The 16542-nt window shown below is 66.1% G+C and carries 16 protein-coding genes; 11 read left to right on the top strand and 5 right to left on the bottom strand.

From position 1 onward, the window contains the following. Positions 1-20: 20 nt before the first annotated feature. Entirely contained in the window at positions 21-1343 is a 1323-nt protein-coding gene (locus VFW04_12160) for a hypothetical protein (protein HEX5180078.1), read from the bottom strand. Between the two features lie 256 nt (positions 1344-1599). Between VFW04_12160 and VFW04_12165 the strand changes: the two genes are divergently transcribed. From VFW04_12165 to VFW04_12180, 4 genes are read left to right on the top strand one after another with little or no spacing between them, the layout of a single operon-like run. Next, positions 1600-4074 carry an ABC transporter permease gene (locus VFW04_12165; GenBank protein HEX5180079.1) on the top strand — a complete coding sequence of 825 codons (2475 nt, stop codon included), beginning with the start codon at positions 1600-1602 and terminating at the stop codon, positions 4072-4074. Beyond that, on the top strand, positions 4067-4681 hold the full coding sequence (locus VFW04_12170) for an RNA polymerase sigma factor (protein ID HEX5180080.1): 615 nt from the start codon (positions 4067-4069) through the stop codon (positions 4679-4681). The genes VFW04_12165 and VFW04_12170 overlap by 8 nt, the downstream gene beginning before the upstream one ends. An 11-nt stretch (positions 4682-4692) precedes the next feature. Next, complete coding sequence (locus tag VFW04_12175; protein ID HEX5180081.1) at positions 4693-5037, top strand: hypothetical protein; 345 nt, start codon at positions 4693-4695, stop codon at positions 5035-5037. Then, complete coding sequence (locus VFW04_12180; protein ID HEX5180082.1) at positions 5034-5405, top strand: hypothetical protein; 372 nt, start codon at positions 5034-5036, stop codon at positions 5403-5405. The genes VFW04_12175 and VFW04_12180 overlap by 4 nt, the downstream gene beginning before the upstream one ends. 38 nt (positions 5406-5443) lie before the next feature. Here the strand turns inward: VFW04_12180 and VFW04_12185 are convergent, their stop codons facing one another. Next, positions 5444-5866, bottom strand: a complete 423-nt coding sequence (locus VFW04_12185) for a hypothetical protein (GenBank protein ID HEX5180083.1) — start codon at positions 5864-5866, stop codon at positions 5444-5446. Between the two features lie 189 nt (positions 5867-6055). On the opposite strand from VFW04_12185, the gene VFW04_12190 reads away from it, so the two are divergent. The 4 genes from VFW04_12190 to dacB all read left to right on the top strand — a co-directional run bounded on the left by VFW04_12190 (position 6056) and on the right by dacB (position 9515). Beyond that, a complete protein-coding gene (locus tag VFW04_12190) occupies positions 6056-6667 on the top strand; it encodes a hypothetical protein (protein HEX5180084.1) in 612 nt (203 codons plus the stop codon). Between the two features lie 46 nt (positions 6668-6713). Then, positions 6714-6932 carry a hypothetical protein gene (locus VFW04_12195; protein HEX5180085.1) on the top strand — a complete coding sequence of 73 codons (219 nt, stop codon included), beginning with the start codon at positions 6714-6716 and terminating at the stop codon, positions 6930-6932. A gap of 170 nt (positions 6933-7102) precedes the next feature. Then, complete coding sequence (locus VFW04_12200; GenBank protein ID HEX5180086.1) at positions 7103-7654, top strand: hypothetical protein; 552 nt, start codon at positions 7103-7105, stop codon at positions 7652-7654. Positions 7655-7880: 226 nt separating this feature from the next. Continuing rightward, a complete protein-coding gene (dacB, locus tag VFW04_12205) occupies positions 7881-9515 on the top strand; it encodes a D-alanyl-D-alanine carboxypeptidase/D-alanyl-D-alanine-endopeptidase (GenBank protein ID HEX5180087.1) in 1635 nt (544 codons plus the stop codon). 29 nt (positions 9516-9544) lie between these two features. Here the strand turns inward: dacB and VFW04_12210 are convergent, their stop codons facing one another. Together VFW04_12210 and VFW04_12215 are read right to left on the bottom strand one after the other, a co-directional pair. Further along, the gene (locus VFW04_12210) at positions 9545-11098 is read right to left on the bottom strand and encodes a glycosyltransferase family 39 protein (protein HEX5180088.1); all 1554 of its coding nucleotides are present in this window, start codon (positions 11096-11098) and stop codon (positions 9545-9547) included. Positions 11099-11176: 78 nt separating this feature from the next. Beyond that, positions 11177-13411 (bottom strand): glycogen debranching N-terminal domain-containing protein, encoded by a 2235-nt coding sequence (locus VFW04_12215; GenBank protein ID HEX5180089.1) that lies wholly within the window; start codon positions 13409-13411, stop codon positions 11177-11179. Positions 13412-13587: 176 nt separating this feature from the next. Here VFW04_12215 and VFW04_12220 point away from each other — a divergent pair, with 176 nt between their 5' ends. From VFW04_12220 to VFW04_12230, 3 genes are all read left to right on the top strand, one after another. Next, a complete protein-coding gene (locus VFW04_12220; GenBank protein ID HEX5180090.1) occupies positions 13588-14067 on the top strand; it encodes a DUF2231 domain-containing protein in 480 nt (159 codons plus the stop codon). Between the two features lie 226 nt (positions 14068-14293). Further along, entirely contained in the window at positions 14294-15220 is a 927-nt protein-coding gene (locus VFW04_12225; protein HEX5180091.1) for an ABC transporter ATP-binding protein, read from the top strand. A gap of 28 nt (positions 15221-15248) precedes the next feature. Continuing rightward, complete coding sequence (locus VFW04_12230; GenBank protein HEX5180092.1) at positions 15249-16073, top strand: hypothetical protein; 825 nt, start codon at positions 15249-15251, stop codon at positions 16071-16073. A 15-nt stretch (positions 16074-16088) separates the two neighbouring features. Here the strand turns inward: VFW04_12230 and VFW04_12235 are convergent, their stop codons facing one another. After that, a complete protein-coding gene (locus tag VFW04_12235) occupies positions 16089-16349 on the bottom strand; it encodes an XRE family transcriptional regulator (protein ID HEX5180093.1) in 261 nt (86 codons plus the stop codon). Positions 16350-16542 lie beyond the last annotated feature (193 nt).

The raw sequence follows: 16542 nt of genomic DNA on the forward strand, positions 1-16542 counted from the left end.
CGAGGTGAACGCCTTCGCGGTCAGTGGTAGCAGGACTTCTTCTCCGCCGCGAACGACGGATATCGGTTCCCCGTCTCCGTTAGCATTCGATCGTCGAACGCAGATCCGAGAGCGCGCATGGCATCGTCCGGCAGTCGAGCCATGACGGCCGCGTCCACCAGACACCGGCAATAAATCTCCATCGCTGTCGCTTCGCCGGAGGCGGCCGCACCCGCCGTGTGCTCGCTGCATCCCTTCTTCATCGCCCGGGGCGGTGTGATCGCTCTCGGCGCGCGCGGATCGAATCCGATCTGCTTCTGTGCATCGGCCCTCAGCTGCGCATAGAAACCGGCGTCATCCTCGACATCCGGCGGCAGTTTGCGCCGCTGCTCCGCAAGCAGCGCGATGTTGTCGTACAGGTGCTTCATCTGCGGGCTCATGCAGTCATTCGGATCGATTTCGAAGTCGTCCGGTATCTCATCCTGCTGAAAGATCACGAATGTCTTGGCATCCTCGTGCGCGATTTCCATCATGTGGGGCCGCGTGCGCTTGAACAGATTGACGACATCGTGAAACATCTTCGGCGCGTCACCGGCGAACGCCGATTTGAACATGTCTTTCTGGCCGTTGTATTCGTTGTAGTATCCGAACTCGAGGAGTGCGAGCGGATCGGGCACGCTCGGGCAGATTGAATTGAACGACTGCCCCAGCGACAGCACGTAGCTGCGCGTGAGCGGATCGTCCGCGAGCTGACTGAAGGTGCCGAGATAGAGCGAGCTCAGGATGCGCGGCGCGTAGTACTCCTTGAAGGTGATCGGCATCTGCTTCCAGGCGTAGGCGAAGTTGGTCTTGCCTGCGCCGCCGAGTGCGCGAATCGCGAACCGCTTCGCCGCGGCGAGCGCCGCGTCCTGTTTCGCCCCGCTGATCTTGACCGCGACTTCGGTGGTGCCCCCGCGAAACGCGTAGAGCGCGCCTAACCGATTGCCGGCCCACACCCAGATGGCGGCATCGCCCGGTCCGCCCAACTCTCTGATCGTGAGCGGCAGGAGCGAGCTGTCTCTCATCACCGCGAGCCGGCGCGTGTTGACGGCTTCGGGATCGGGCTGGTCGACCCACACGCCAATGGTGACGAGCCGTATCGCCGACGGCGTCTCACCGTAGCCCTGCTCGTAATACTTGCAGAGCGTCCCCTGCGGACTCCGCGAAGGGCCGATCAGCTGACCGCCGACGATTGCCTCGGCTTCCGCCTTGGTGATGACGTTGCACGGGTTCCGGATCTGCGCATTGAGCGACACCGCGCAGAGCAGCGCAGAGCACAGGGCGCACAGCACACGCGTGCGCACGACGTGACCAGAGCACCTCATGCAGCCACCTCCTCGTCCTGATCCGGTGAACAACGACTCGGTTAGGCGTTCCGCACTGTGCGAACAGACGTCCGAATATAGCAGAGGCCGTCAGGGCGCGACATGGGCGTCGTGCGACGTCAGACCATGGCTCGGCGTGCTGGTTTAGTCCGAGTCGACCACGTGAGGTAAACGCGGGAGGCCGCTCCCGGGAATAGAGGGTGCGGCCAGGCGCCATCCGCCGAACGAGCCGCCAAACCCAACCCGGAACTGTCACGTGCCCGAGCCTCGCCGAGCGTTAGTTGCGCCCCTGCTCCGCCGCCGCGCGGCGCGCTGGGTCGATGCCCTGCGCGCAGCCCTGAGCGCCTTACGCGCATCTCCAGGATTCAGCATTGCCGCCCTGGCCACGCTCGCCATCGGAATCGGCCCGACCACGGCCATCTTCAGCGTCGTCGATGGCGTGCTCCTCAAGCCCTTGCCGTTCTCACAGCCGGACCGCGTGGTCGCGCTGTTCCAGAACAACCGCAAGAGCGGCAACGACCACGACGATGTTGCTCCCGCCAACTTCACCGACTGGCAAGCGCGGACGACGTCGTTCGCGGCAATGGCCGCCGCCGAGCCGTTCGCGCTCAGGTACACCGGTCCTGATGGCGTCGAGCAAATCTATGACTGGAACGTCACGCGAGACTTCTTCTCCGTCCTCGACGCGCGACCGGCACTCGGGCGCCTCTTCGTGGCCGGCGATTTCGCGCCGGGGCCGCCCCACGCCCTCGTCCTAACGTACGCCTCCTGGCAAAACCGCTTCGGCGGCGATCCCGACATCATCGGCAAGCAGTTGCGCATCGGCAGCGGCTCGGCAACAGTGGTCGGCGTGCTGCCGCGGAACTTCGATTACCTCGAGAGCGCGAAGATGGAGGTCTATGCGCCAACGATGTTCAGTTCGTCGGAGAAACAGATCCGCAACACAGCCTGGATCCACGTCGTGGGCCGGCTCAAACCCGGCGCATCGCTCGATGCGGCGCGCGCCGATGCGTCGCGCATCGCCGCCGAGCTCTCCCGGGAATATGCGGCGACTAACGCAAACACCGGCGTCACGGTCGAGCGGCTCGATCAGGCCATCGTCGGCGATGCGCGGCGCGCCGTACTGCTGCTCTTGGGAGCGGTGTCGTTGGTGCTGCTCATCGCCTGCGTCAACGTCGCAAGCCTCGTCCTCACGCGTACGGCGCGCCGCAGTAAGGAGCTCGCGATCCGAAGCGCGCTCGGCGCATCGCGGGGTCGCCTGGCAAGCGAGATGCTCATCGAGCACGTGCTCGTCGCGCTTGGAGGCGGTGCCCTCGGAGCCGGTGTGGCCGCGTGGAGTGTCGCCATCATTCGCCGCGTGAGTCCGGTGTCCGTCCCCCGCGTGGCCGACATGCGAATGGACGCGCGTGCGCTCGCCTTCACACTCGCCGTGGTCGCCCTGGCCACCGTCGTGTTCGGCCTGCTGCCGGCGCTGCGCGGCGCCCAACCGAATGCGGTAACCGAGCTGCGCTCGGGCGACCGATCGGCCGGCAGCGCGTCGCGCCGCAGACCGCGCCAGTTGCTCGTGGTCGCCGAGATCACGTTCGCCGTGATTCTGTTAGTCGGATCCGGTCTGCTCATGCGAAGCTTCGTGTCTGTCGTTCACGCCGACCGTGGCTACGAGTCGGACCACGTGCTCGCTGCCACCGTATTCATCTACCAGTGGGAGCCGACGCCGGCCTCGCAGGTGAACTTCATGTCGCAGCTCGTCGCGCGCGCCGGTACGATTCCGGGTGTGGTGGCCGCAGGCGCGACCTCGTCGCTGCCGTTAGACATCGCCATTGGCGCGGACCGGGGAACGTTCACCATCGATGGCCAGCCGGTTCCCGTGGGCAGCGAGCCATCGGCGCACATGACGGCCATCACGCCCGGCACATTGCAAACGCTCCGCATTCCGGTGCATCGTGGACGAACGTTCTCGTCCCGGGACGACTCGGCGAGCGCACCGGTGGTGATCATCAATGATGCCATGGCCCGCCGATACTGGCCCGGTGCGGATCCGATTGGCCGCCGCATTCGATTCGCATTCTACAGCAAGCCGCTCGAGCGGGAGGTGGTAGGCGTGGTCGCGGACAGCAAGCAGACGGCACTCGACAGGCCCGGCGAACCGATCATCTACATGCCGCTCGCACAGGCGCCGACCGGCGCCATGGCGGTCGTGCTGCGAACCGCGAGCCAGGACCCGCGCTCGGTGTTGGGCGCGTTCAAGCGGACGGTTGCGCAGTTGAATCCCGCCCTGCCGCTGGCCGGCATCGAGACGCTCGACGAGCTGGCCGACGCGTCGGTGCGATTTCGCCGATTCACGCTCTCCCTCTTCGCCGCGTTCGCCGCCTGCGCGCTGCTGTTAGGCTTGGTCGGCACCTACGCGGTCGTCGGCCAGGGGGTCGCGGAACGCCGCCGGGAGCTCGGCGTCCGGCTTGCGTTAGGCGCACAAGCGGGCGACGTCATCCGGCTCGTGATGCGGGATGGCCTCGGGCCGGCCGCCGCCGGGGTAGCGTTAGGCCTGACCGGCGGCGCGGCCGCGACGGGGTTATTGCGTCGGATGCTGGTCGGCGTGCAGCCATTCGACGCCGCGACCTTCGCGGGTGTCGCGGCCCTCATGCTCGCCGCGGCCACCGTGGCCTGCTTCCTTCCGGCCCGGCGCGCAACCATGGCGTCGCCGGTCGATACACTGCGCGCGCCGAGTGGCTGACGAACAGGACGACGCTACACTGCTGGCGGCGATCGCCGCCGGCGACGAAACCGCCTGCCGGTCGCTCGTTGAGCGGTACCTGCGGAGCGCGACGCTGTTCGCCGCCCAGCTCACCGGCGACCGTGATGATGCGGAGGATGTCGTGCAGTCCGCGTTCCTTGTCGCCATCGAGCGGGCGGCAACCCTGGATCCTGGGCGTCCGTTTGCGCCCTGGTTGTTCGGCGTGGTGAGGCGGCTGGCGCTGAAGGTGCACACCCGCCGAACGCGGCGCCGAGCACTGTGGGATCGCTGGATGGCTCACAATGCCGCGAGTCGCGACGCGAGCGATGCGGGAATCGAAGCGGCGAGCGATCTCGCGGTGGTGCGCCGGCACCTCGCCGCGCTGCCCGAGATGCAGCGCGCATGTTTCGAGCTGGTCGTGCTGCGGGACGTGGCCATCGACCATGTGGCTGCGATGTACGAGATCAGCCCGTCGACAGTGCGACAGCACGTCTTTCGCGCGCGGCGGGCCCTGCGGCTGTCACTCGAGCCGCTCTTCGGAGCGCGCACGAAACGGTGGACCGGCGACGAGCCCACAGACGAATCGACCGAATGCTGCTCATCCTGAGGGAGGCCATCATGCCCAACGTGTTCGATACCTCGTCGATTCGGGACGACGCCGAATACTGGCGCTCGCTTTCGGCGCGCGTGATGCGCGCCGTTAGGCGGCGGCGGTCTGGTGCGGCGTGGGTGGGAAGCCGGCCGCGCGGGTGGATGCTGACTGCGTACGCCGCCGCTGCCGCCGTCGTCATCGCCGCGCTGCTGTTGGCCGGGCGCCCGCGGCGCGCCGACGCACCCGCCCAACTCGGCCTCGTGCTCGCGCCTAACGGAGCGCTCGGCGAAGCATTGTCGCGCGCGCCCGTACCACCCCCGCTCGCCGAATTGGAATGGGCGCCTTCTTCTCGCGCTGCGGAGGAACGATGATCTCGACATCCGTACGGGGATGGCTGCTGCTCGTCACCTTTTTCGCGGCGGGCCTCGTGGCAGGATACGCCATCGGCCGCCCCCACGGTGGTCGCCCGTCTCGCGCGGACAATCCGATGGAGCCGCACGTGTTCGTCGAGCGCTTGAGCAGCGATCTCCATCTCGACGCGCCGCAGCGGGACTCGATCACGGAGATTCTCACGCGGCGTCAACGCGTGATCGATTCCGCATGGCGCGCGCTCGCGCCAAGTGTTCGTGCGACGATCGACTCCGCGCAGCGGGAAATCATCGCCGTGTTGCGGCCGGATCAGCGAACAAAGTACATGGAACTGTTCCGCGCAGCGCACGGCAGCATGAGCGGCCCGTGAGTGCGCGCACCAGCACTCTGCCCGTCCGGCCGGTCCATTCAGGAACCGCCATGCTTGCCAGCTGCTGCCGCCACGAAATCGTGTGCTTCACGCGCCAGCTCGGCCCACGACAGCTTCGAGCCCGTCACGACAAACCATTCCTTCATGATCCGTCCGTGACCGGGGTCGAACCGCTTCCCGTGTCCGGCCTGCACGAGTTCATCCACCCGCGGCTTCGGCAACTTGACGACCAGTGTGTCCTGCGCCGACATTGCGAAGATCTTTCCGTTAGCACGCAACCCGTTCGACCCGAATTTGCGCGGTGACCCTGACGCGGCATTCGCCACGAACTCGGCCACTGATTGCCGATACCGCGCATCCGCGGCAAGCGCGTCGCACAGTCGCGCGAACCGCGGATCCTGGCGTCGGTTGGCGATGCTGCGTGATCGCTTCGTCGGGACCTTCCTTTTGCGAGGTTGCATGTCTCCTCCCATAGCGTATTGGATCGCGCCGGCAGCGGGTCGGACGTAGTGCAGTATACACGTCGTCTCCACTGTTTCCTCCTATTGACGAGGCTGTTTGCGTTCTGCCGGGTCGCGTGCCTGGCGGGAGTATGGTTAGGCGTCGCTCCTGCGATTGCGGCGCAAGCTTCGCAGGCGGCCCGTCCGCCGGTGCTGGCAGTCCGTCGCCTCGAGGAAGCTGGTACGCACTTCAGGCTCGTCCCGGATGGGCGGCGTACGCGCGACACCACCAGCTGGACCGTCGCACGCCACGTGGTCGATCGCTCGCACGGGCTCGCCGTGCAGGTGATGACATCGGTGAGTGGTGGTGACACGGCTGTCGACTCGGTTTTGTTCAACGTGCGCACACTGGTCCCGATGTGGGAACACGCCCACGGACGGCAATCGTGGGACGTGGCGTTCGACACCGCGCGGGTCACCGGACATGTGTCGAGCTTCGGCGCCGCCGACACACCGATCGACGTCAAAATCCCAGGCTTCGCCTACAGCTCGACCATGGACAACACCGTGGTGTGCGCCTTGCCCCTCAGAGCGGGTTATACGGTCGTACTGCCGTTCTGGGATGGCGGCCATCTGGAGATGGATACCGTTCGCGTGCCTGCGTTAGGCAACAATTCGACGGGGCCGTGGATTGTCCAGTTCGTCGAGCCGTTCGCGACGGAAACGCTGTGGATCGATCGTGCCTCACGCCGCCTCGTACGCCACATGTACGTCCATCCGAGAACAGGCTCTCGCGAACACGTCGACTGGTCCGGCCCATGAGTACGTCCTGTGCACCTGTAGCCGTACCTGCGCGACCGGGCAGGTCATGGCAAGTCCACGCGACGGTCGCCGCCTGGCCACGGGCGAGGTGTTCGGGATCGCGGCACAGGAGACCGGGCTCGTCTTCGAGTACGCCGGGCAGTCGTTCCCGCTCGAAGCCGAAACCCCGCTCGAGTACCGCGTCGCGGCGCTGCCCATTTCGATCACGTTCGTCTCCGGCAGCGTCCAGCATGATCTCGAGTGCGAACCGCGTACGCGGCATTGAATTCAACCGAATCCCCGACTAGCCAACTCGGAGACATCCGCTCGATCACCTTCGCGCGGCATGGCTAACGGCAGGATAACGGCGAGGCAACGGCTGCCGGCCAGAATCGAGTGCGGACACCCCGGGCCCTCTCGCCCGGGCCGACTCACTTCTCGCTGGAGCCCGCCGTCATGAACCGCACATCTCGAGTCACGCAACGCTGTCTCCTCCTCGCTGGCGCCGTGCTGCTCGCGTCACCCCAGATCCGCGCTCAAGCGTCCAATTGTGCGGCCGTGCGTGCGGCATCGCTCAAGATGGATGCCACGCCCTACCACCTGTACTTCGTCGACAGCGCAAACGCCGTGGAGGCCGAAAACGGCGGCAAACCGAAGACTGGCGAGTCGATCTCCGTTGGAGGAACGATGTACTTCCTCAGCCATGGAAAGTGGGTCAGGAGTCCGGTGAGTTTGGCCGAGATGAAGGCGGAACGCGATAAACACGATTGGACGAAGGACACGTGCACGCACCTGCGCGACGAAAGCGTGAACGGGGAGGCCGCATCGGTCTGGCGGACGCACGTCGTGACGGAGATGTCGGCGGTCGACACCGACATGTGGATCTCGAAGAGTCGCGGCCTGGTGCTCAAGGCGAACAGTGTCATGGACCTCGGCGCCGGGCAAAAGAACCACAGCAGCGCTCGCTATGACTATAGCGACGTCAAGGCGCCTGCCGGTGTCAGGTGAGCGGAATCGGCGGTCGCGTTAGGCGGTCGCAGCGCCGACGGGCATCACCGGAGGATGACCGGGCGTACCGGGACCCAGCGCGCCCGCGTCACGTGTGTGGCTTGCCCGCCGGCGGTGAATAGCATATACTGGCGCGCCTCTTAGTATACAAAACTGCCCGGCGTCACTCAGCTCCCCGAAGTCGACCGCGAGTGCACGCCCGGGCAGTCACACCGGCGCTCACTCCATGACTAACCCGCTCCGCACCGCCCGCAACGAGCTCGCGTCGCTCCTCGTGTGCGGCGTCGGCCTCGCCATCACTGGGGCTCTCGCACCAAGCCGGGCCCACGCTCAAACGTCCGCCGCGCCGCTCGCGCCGCAAAATGCGCTCGCTTCGCGAATCGACTCCATCGTCGACCGCCCTGAATACCGACACGCATTCTTCGGCATCGAGATCATGTCGCTCGATACGCACCAACCGATCTACCAACTGAACGCCGAGAAATTCTTCGTCCCGGGCTCGACCACCAAGCTCCTAACGGAAGGCACCGTTCTCGAGCTGCTCGGCGCCGACCACCGCTTCCACACCCGCGTCTATCGCACCGGGCCTGTCCAACGGGACGGGACGCTCGACGGGAATCTCGTGCTCGTCGCCGGCGGCGACCCCGATCTCTCGAATCGCGTGCAGCCCGATGGCAGTCTCGCGTTTGAGAACGAAGATCACTCCTATGGCGGCAGCCCCGATACGCGGGCCGTACCCGGCGATCCCCTGCAGGTGTTGCGCGAGCTCGCGCATCAAGTTAGGCAGCAGGGGATCAGCGCCGTGCGCGGCAGCGTGATCGTCGACGCGTCGCTCTTTCCCGAGGGCGATCGCGAGCTCGGCACGGGCGTCGTGATATCGCCCATCGTCGTCAACGACAACGTGGTGGACCTCACCGTGGCGCCGGGGACGACGCCGGGTGACTCGGTCGCGCTGCACGTCTCGCCGGCAACGCCGTACGTGCGGTTCGTGAACCGCGCGACGACGAGCGTCCCGGATTCGGCTCCCAGCATCAACTGGGCATCGGACAGCACCGCCCCCGACGGTTCGCACATCGTGGTCGTCACCGGCACCGTACCGGCCGGCAAACCGGGCGTCCTGTTCAGTTGGCCCGTGGACGAGCCGACGCGGTTCGCCGAGGTGTCGTTCGCTCAAGCGTTAGGCGCGGAGGGGGTGCGGGCGAACGCGATCGCGCCCGGTCGCCGTCTCGACCTCGCGAGCCTGGCGCGGGGATACGCCGATTCGATGGTGGTCGCCGAGCACGTGTCCCCGCCCCTCGCGCAGGAGGTGAAGGTGACGCTGAAGGTGAGCCAGAACCTGCACGCGAGCATGGGACCTTTTCTGTTAGGCGCGCTCGTGGCGCACGAAGGAACTGCGAAAGCCGGGTTCGCCCAGGAGCGCCGGTTTCTGACGCAGGCCGGGTTGGACCTCACCGGCGCGTCGCAGAGCGACGGCGCCGGGGGCTCGGCTCACTTCACGCCCGACTTCATGGTGCACTTCCTGGCATACATGTCGGCACGGAAGGATTTCCCCGTGTACTACGCGGCGCTGCCGGTGCTGGGCCGCGACGGCACGTTGTGGAACATTCAAGTGAATTCGCCGGCGGCGGGGCACGTGCATGCCAAGACCGGGACGTACGAACGGGACGATCTGCTCAACGACATGATGATGGTGGACGGGAAGGGATTGGCGGGATACATGACGACAGCGGACGGGCGTCACCTGGCGTTCGCCATCTACGCCAACAATGTTGCGGCGGGGACGGATCCCGACGCGATCACGCGCGGCGTGGGGCAAGCGTTAGGCGAGATTGCGGCAGCGGCATACGGCGTGGCGCCGTAAGGCGAAGCCGGGATTTCGTGGCGGCGCAGCTACCGCCTGCATGAATCGCATCGCGGGTCGAGTCTGGGCCACAACGCTTGCAGCGTGGTCTTGGGCTCGGTGGACACGAACAACGGGACGTCCTGCTCTTCCGGCACGGCGAGGGTGTCGACCAGGCGGCCGGCCGGGGTCACGTCGCCGTAGAACCCGCGCAATGCCGCCTCCGCGACGCCGATGGTGACGAGGACCGTGCCCGGTTTGGTGCCGGGCCCGAAGAACCAATACGTGCCGCACCCACAAAGAGCGTTAGGCAGGCCTAACGATGGGCCGTAGTAGTCGATCGCCCCTGCCTCGCCGTAGTTGGTGGCGCCGATGACCGCGTTCGCGCGCTCGGCCGGGGGCAGCGAGTCGTACACGTGCGCGACGGCGGCCACGCGCCGGCGCCAATGGAGCATGTCGGCGTAGTCCTGCGGCAAGCGCAGGACGCGATCGGTGTTCGTCGTCACGCCCCCGGTTGGCCCGTGCTCGGCGTAGCGCACCATCGTTTCCGGCGCGAGCACGGGCAGTCCGAACGGAAGCGCCAGTGCCCCGTATGCGGCGACGATGGCGAGCGCGGTCGCGCGCGCCGTCGTTCCGAGTCCGCTGCGCGCCCCCGTGGCGGTGTAGCGCTCGAGCCACGCCGCGCCGCCGCCGACCAGCGCCGGATACACCGGCAGCAGGTAGTACGACTTGCCGTGGAACCAGAGAATGATGCCTAACGCAACCAGGCACGACACGGCGACCACGCGCACCTGCGGCTCGCGCCAGTATGCCCACAGGCCCGCCAGCGCGAGCGCCGCCCCCAGGCCGAGCATCTGGACCTGGCTCACGAAAAAGCCCGCAACCGTGACGTGCACGAGTTGTTGCGCCGAGAGCTCGCGCTCGTAGAGCACCGCCGTCCAGCCCGTGTGCATCTGGCCGGCGATGCTCGGACTTCCCAGGGCAAACGCCAGCACCGCCGCGGCATACGGCCACGGTGTGGCCAGCCAGCGCCGCTCCGGCAAGGCGAGGACCGCGACCAGCACCCCGGCGCCGATGATCGCGATGCTGAACTTGACGAGCAGCCCGAGACCTGCCGCCGCGCCTAACGCGAGCCACCACCGGCCGTCACCCGTTCTCGCAAGGCGCAGGAGCGCGAACAACACCAGTGCCCACGCGAGTTGGTCGAACACCACCGGTTGGAAGAGCGTCCCGCTTCTCAGCAGCGCCGGACTCGCCACGATCGTGAGCGCGGCCAGCGCCTGCGCGTACGCGCGCCCGCCAAACTCGCATGCAAAGTACGCCGCGAAGACCACCAGGCCGGCGGACGCAAGGCCAGGCAGGATGCGCACCGGCACCAGCCCCAGTCCCGTCGTCGCGCGCATGAGTTGGGACAGGATTGCCATCGCCGGCGGGAAGTCCATCGACCAGAGATGGAGATGCGCGCCCATCGCGAAGTAGAGGAACTCGTCGCGCTGGAAACCGTAGGGCGTGATGAGCGCCGTCATCACGTGGAGCGCGAGATCGAGAACAACCGCGGCAGCGAGAACTCGCGCGGCGATGGCGGGACGGGAATCGGAGGTCATATCGGTCCACCGAAAATACCGTCCGCAAAGGCCGCATACCACCGGGTTCGTGCGCCAACTCGAACGTCCGGTGCGCAATTAGTGATGCAGAACGCTTCGAAAGATCGCGGCCAGCCGATCGAATGCCGTCGTACGCAACGATTGAATCGGCGGTTGATGCAAGAGGCGCAGCGTCCCATCGAGCTCGACGATCTCCGATCGCGCCCGGCCCGCGTCGCCGCGAGTGAAGCGAATCGTCGCCGTCGCGTCTGCCACGCGAATATTGCGAACCACGATTTCAGGCAGCCACGATGGAAGTACCGGATCCACGACGAGCGTTCGCAATGGCGACAGCGGCTGCAAGCCTAACAGAACATGGATGAGCAGCACATACGCCGTCTGATTCCATAGCTGCAGGGGGTTTGCGCGCGGGTAGGCCCCAGGCTGCGGGAATTCGGTGCGCGCATAGCCGCCCACGCACTCCGGGATGCGACCGTAATCGTAGAGCTGGCCCAGATCGAAGAGGCCGCCGGCTAACGAGACCGCGCGCTCATCGAAGCCGTAGCGCCTGAGTCCGAACGCGATCGTCGCGTTCTCGACGGGCCACACGCTGCCCAGGTGGTAGGCGAGCGGGCTGTACGAAGGATGCTCCGCCGAGAGCGTGCGAATCCCCCAGCCGCTGAACATGTCCGGCGCAAACAGGCGCTCGACGACGCGCGGCACGTACGCATCATCGATGATGCCGCACGCGAGGCAATGCCCAACGTTGGAGGTGATACTGCGCGCCAATCGCTTCTTGGCGTCGAACGCGAGCGCGAAGAAGCTCTCGTCTTCCATCCACCAACCGCGGTTGAATCGTTCTTTCAGGGCAAGCGACGAATCCCACAACGCGCGCGCGTCATCGTGTTGGCCCTGAACCCAACTGAGCACCGCCATGAATTGCTGCGCCGCGAACCAGTAGCCCTGCAATTCACACGTGCCGAGCGGCGACGGCACCGCCCTGCCGTCTTCGTATACGATGGCATTGCCGCTGTCCTTCCATCCCTGATTCTTGGTGCCGACGGTCGACCGAGTGTGATACTCGAGATAGCCGTCGCCGTCCATGTCGCCGTAGTCGCGAGCCCAATCGAGAATGCGGCGCGCGGTATCCCAGTGCCGCGCGACCACTGCCCTGTTCCCCGACCACGCGAACGCGTGGCCGAGCGCGATGATGTACATGAACGGGCTGGCGAAGTCCGCGTAGTATTCGCCGAACGGATTCAGGTTGAGGCGGGCGAGCGGACCGCGTCGCATCTGGAACGGGATGCGGCCCGGTTGGGCATCGGTCCAGTCATCGACGCGACTGGACTGGCGACGGCCGAGTTTCGCCAGCGCGGATTCGGTCATGGCGCCGGCGTCGAGCATGGCGGTCTGCCATCCCGCCGTTAACGCATCGCGGCCAAAGAGCGCCGGGTAGAACGGCAAGCCGGCTTGCGGCATCAACCACTCATCCTCGGCGCCCTCGAGCACGGCGAGTGACGTCACATCGGAAACGGCGTTTTGGATGATGCGCTCGAGCACTCCGTTGGACGGTATCTCGATGGTCGCGAGCGAGGAGCGCCACGCCTGGAGTCTGCGCGTACGGCGCGCATCGCGTTGGTCATCGTTGGGCGAAGTCTCATCGAGCGCCGTTATTTCGAGTCCCGTCTCGACTGCCGTGCGCGGCTCCAAGCGCACATGCGTGACGAGGCGATCGCGCGATGCGGTCCACGTTAGGCCGCCCGTCGCGACGACCCTCGTTGCCAGCGGCAATTGCGGATGGCCGTATCGCAGGCGAACGCCGTGCTCGAGCGGTTCTCGTTCGACCGGCGCCTCCTGGTGGCGTGAGCCGGAGAGCGCTTCCTGCAGGTCGGCGAAATCGGCAGCGAACGTCCACGCGATCTCGAGATCGGCCGCCAGCGCCGTCCGATTCGCGAGGGTGAGCGCGATGTCGAGCCCATCGAACCGCACGCGCTCGCGCACGCGAACGTCGATGCCGCGCTGGATCACGCCGTGCGAATCCCGCGACGTCGTGTCATCGGAGACATCGGTGCCGCCGCCGCCAAAGTGCGTGAGCTCCGGATACACGTACACGAAATCGAGCTCGTGTTGCGACCCGACAGCATCGGCGCAGAGCCACGGCGCGGCGCCGTTCACCTCGAGGCGCATCACCGACAGATGACGCGCTTCGTGAAAATAGAAACCAGTGAGGAAGTCCTGTTCAGAGCATTCGCCGCGAGCCGTCGTGATCAGCAACGACGGACCGTTCCAGGCATATCGTGCGTCGCCCAAGACGTGGCAGAGCGGAGTCGTCATCGTCCGATGGCGGATGGGCAGCCATACAGCGAGCGGCGTGCCGGGCTGCCGTGGCCAGGCGGAGAAACGGGCCGGCGGCGCGTCTTATGCACTGGACCGCCGGGGTCGCCGCCCGGCGGGACGCGCCGGGGAGGGGCCATTGTTAGGCATCCGCCGGCGCTCACAGGGAGGGACCAATGCCAAAGCTCGTTGGGCACTACATCCATCCGATGCTCATCGTGTTTCCGCTCGGACTCTTCGTGACCGCGCTCATCTTCGACATCATCCACTTCATCTGGGGCGCGCCGTCGCTGCCGATCGCGAGCTTCTGGATGATTGGCGCCGGCGTGATCGGCGGGTTGCTGGCCGCCGTGTTTGGGTTGGCGGATTGGCTGTCGGTGACACCCGGCACGCGTGCGCGCCGCGTGGGAATGTGGCACGGCCTGGGCAACGTGGTCGTCGTCGTACTGTTCGCCATCAGCTGGTTTCTTCGTCGCGGCGATCCGGCCTCGCCAACGGTCGCCGCGTTCGTCCTGGTGATCATCGGCGGGGCCCTGGGACTGGTTACGAGCTGGCTTGGCGGCGAGCTGGTCGAACGGTTAGGCGTGGGGATCGACAAGGGCGCAAACCCCAACGCGCCGACCTCGCTGGCCACGAAACGGGTCGACGGTGCGTGATCGCTTGCCGACCCCACGACGCCTGGCAACGCGCAGGCCGGCACTTCGTCGGCGAGCTCCGTGATCGTCGCGCCTCACCGGTGACGGAGCAAGCCGACGAGGGTCCAGCTGGACCTTCACGCAAGCAGGGGGCTGACGGAACCTGACGACCTGCCGTAACGTAGTGCGCAGAGTCGGCAGGCTCGTCCAGAAGGGAAAGTCCCATTCGCCTCCCCGCACGCACTAAATGCGCGTCATCGAGACCCAACAGCTGACGAAGCGCTTCGGTGCCACGCTGGCTGTGGACGACCTGAGCTTCTCGGTCGACTCCGGCCAGGTGTTCGGGTTTCTCGGGCCTAACGGCAGCGGGAAGACCACCACCATCGGCATGCTCCTCGGTATCATCACGCCGACCAGCGGCGCGTTTCGACTGCTCGGCGAGCAGGATGCGCGCGGGTTGCGGCGCGCGCGTCTCAACATCGGGGCGACCCTCGAGACAGCGAACTTCTATCCGTATCTGAGCGGCTGGGACAACCTGCGGCTGGTGGCGAACATCAAGGGTGCAAGTCATGCCCGGATCGAAGCGGCGCTCCATCACGTTGGGCTCTTCGATCGCCGCGCGGATCGCTTTCGCGGGTATTCCCTCGGGATGAAGCAGCGGCTGGCGATCGCGGCCACTCTGTTAGGCGACCCCGAGCTCATCATCCTCGACGAGCCGATGAACGGGCTCGATCCCGAAGGCATGCGCGAGATTCGCGACCTCATCGCGCAGCTCGCGTCCGAGGGGAAGACGATCTTTCTGTCGAGCCATCTGCTCAACGAGGTGGAACGGAGCTGCACACACGTCGCCATCCTCAAACGCGGCCGGATCATCCGGCAGGCGAGTGTGAGCGAGCTCATCGCGGGCGGCAGTGCTCTCTGCATCGGCACTGACGGAGATGTCGAGCAACTGCTGCGCTTGGCGCTCCAGTATCCCGGCGCGCACAGCGCGGAGCGCGACGGGAACGACGTGGTGGTGCGCCTCGCCGACGGCGACGCTGGATCGCTCAACCGCTTTCTCGCCGAACGGGGGTGCTACGTGTCGAAGCTCGTGCCGGTCGAGACGACGCTCGAGGACGCGTTCATGGATTTGACTGGAGCCGAGTCGGGAGATCCAGTGCAGCAGCAGCCGTGAACGCGTCGCCTAACGCATCGAGGGTGTGATGAGACTTGCCGTCCTGGTCCGATCCGAGAGCATCAAGACGTTTCGGCGCCCCGCGTTCGCCGTGACGGTCGCCGCGCTGGCGGCATTGCTGCTGCTGGTCTTCGGTGCCATGCATGTTCGCTCTGTCATCGGCAGCGGCGGTGGATCCCCCGGCCTGCCTAACGCCTGGGCGAACATTCTGGACCTCGCCGACCTGCCGGGCGTCTTCGCGGCGATCCTCATCATCCTGCTCGTGGCCAGCGAATTCTCGTGGCGCACCGCGCGGCAGAATGTGATCGACGGCCTCACGAAGGGCGAGTTCTTTGCCGCCAAGCTGTGCCTCGTGCCCGCCGTCGGGATCGGGCTCTATCTCGCGCTGGTCGCCATTGGTGTGATGTTCGCTCTGCCCGGGATGGGCGGCCACCACGTGAACGCACTCGTCCGGCCGATAGATGCGGTGCACATGGGTGGCGCGGCGCTCGAGTGCCTGGGCATGGCGACGATCGGGTTCTTCTGTGGGATGGTCATTCAGAGTCCGGGGCCGGCCACCGGGGTATTCTTTTTGTACGTCGTCGTCGACCAGCTCTTGGAAGCCGTACTCCAAGGCGCTGGCGGCGCAGCACGTACGGTGGGCGCATCGCTGCCGTGGGGGACGTTCACGCGGTTAGGCAAGCGCGCCCAGTACGATCCCGGCGCGCTTGCTCAGGCGGTAGGGCACGCGGAGTCAGCCAGACCTGCTCACGTGACCATGAGCAGCACCACGGAGGTGGTCGCGCTGGCAGCGCTGTACATCGTGGCAATCGTTAGTCTTTCCTATTTGATCTTTCGCAAGCGCGATCTGTAGTGCGTGCGTTGTCGCTCACAGCGCGCCATCGAGCTCCGCAAACTGGCTGATCCGCACAGAGCCATCTGGGAACTCGGCGACGATCACCAGCTGGCCACCCATCGCTACGACGAAGCGACGCAAGGTGCTCAAGTACATATCAGTGCGACTCGCGATGCGAGAAACCTCTGGCTGCGTGGTGCCGAGGCGTTCTGCTAGGGCCTGCTGTGAGAGCTCCGAGGCGCGGGGGCCGTGACCGCGTGGCGAGTCTCCAACCGAAAAGCCACAGGGAGAGATCTACGACAAACGCTCAAAAGGAAAGCAAAAATGATGCAGGTGATGGAGAAGATCGCTGCCACGCGAGGGAGGGTGCGTTGTTCGCGCGCGTGACCTACCCCAGATACGTGAACGATGATGTTTGGACGTCCATGGCTGCGATCTTCCCCATCCCTTACATCCTTTTCGTTTTCCTTTGAACCCTTTGTCGTGG

The sequence above is a fragment of the Gemmatimonadaceae bacterium genome, assembly GCA_036273715.1.
Taxonomy (GTDB): domain Bacteria; phylum Gemmatimonadota; class Gemmatimonadetes; order Gemmatimonadales; family Gemmatimonadaceae; genus JADGGM01.

Bases quoted from the DNA above. Each gene is read 5' to 3' on its own strand.
- VFW04_12210 (HEX5180088.1), bottom strand. From the start codon at position 11,098: ATGACCTCCGATTCCCGTCCCGCCATCGCCGCGCGAGTTCTCGCTGCC.
- VFW04_12180 (HEX5180082.1), top strand. From the start codon at position 5,034: ATGATCTCGACATCCGTACGGGGATGGCTGCTGCTCGTCACCTTTTTC.
- VFW04_12225 (HEX5180091.1), top strand. From the start codon at position 14,294: ATGCGCGTCATCGAGACCCAACAGCTGACGAAGCGCTTCGGTGCCACG.
- VFW04_12175 (HEX5180081.1), top strand. From the start codon at position 4,693: ATGCCCAACGTGTTCGATACCTCGTCGATTCGGGACGACGCCGAATAC.
- VFW04_12160 (HEX5180078.1), bottom strand. From the start codon at position 1,343: ATGAGGTGCTCTGGTCACGTCGTGCGCACGCGTGTGCTGTGCGCCCTG.
- VFW04_12215 (HEX5180089.1), bottom strand. From the start codon at position 13,411: ATGACGACTCCGCTCTGCCACGTCTTGGGCGACGCACGATATGCCTGG.
- VFW04_12185 (HEX5180083.1), bottom strand. From the start codon at position 5,866: ATGCAACCTCGCAAAAGGAAGGTCCCGACGAAGCGATCACGCAGCATC.
- VFW04_12230 (HEX5180092.1), top strand. From the start codon at position 15,249: ATGAGACTTGCCGTCCTGGTCCGATCCGAGAGCATCAAGACGTTTCGG.
- VFW04_12195 (HEX5180085.1), top strand. From the start codon at position 6,714: ATGGCAAGTCCACGCGACGGTCGCCGCCTGGCCACGGGCGAGGTGTTC.
- VFW04_12200 (HEX5180086.1), top strand. From the start codon at position 7,103: ATGAACCGCACATCTCGAGTCACGCAACGCTGTCTCCTCCTCGCTGGC.
- VFW04_12220 (HEX5180090.1), top strand. From the start codon at position 13,588: ATGCCAAAGCTCGTTGGGCACTACATCCATCCGATGCTCATCGTGTTT.
- dacB (HEX5180087.1), top strand. From the start codon at position 7,881: ATGACTAACCCGCTCCGCACCGCCCGCAACGAGCTCGCGTCGCTCCTC.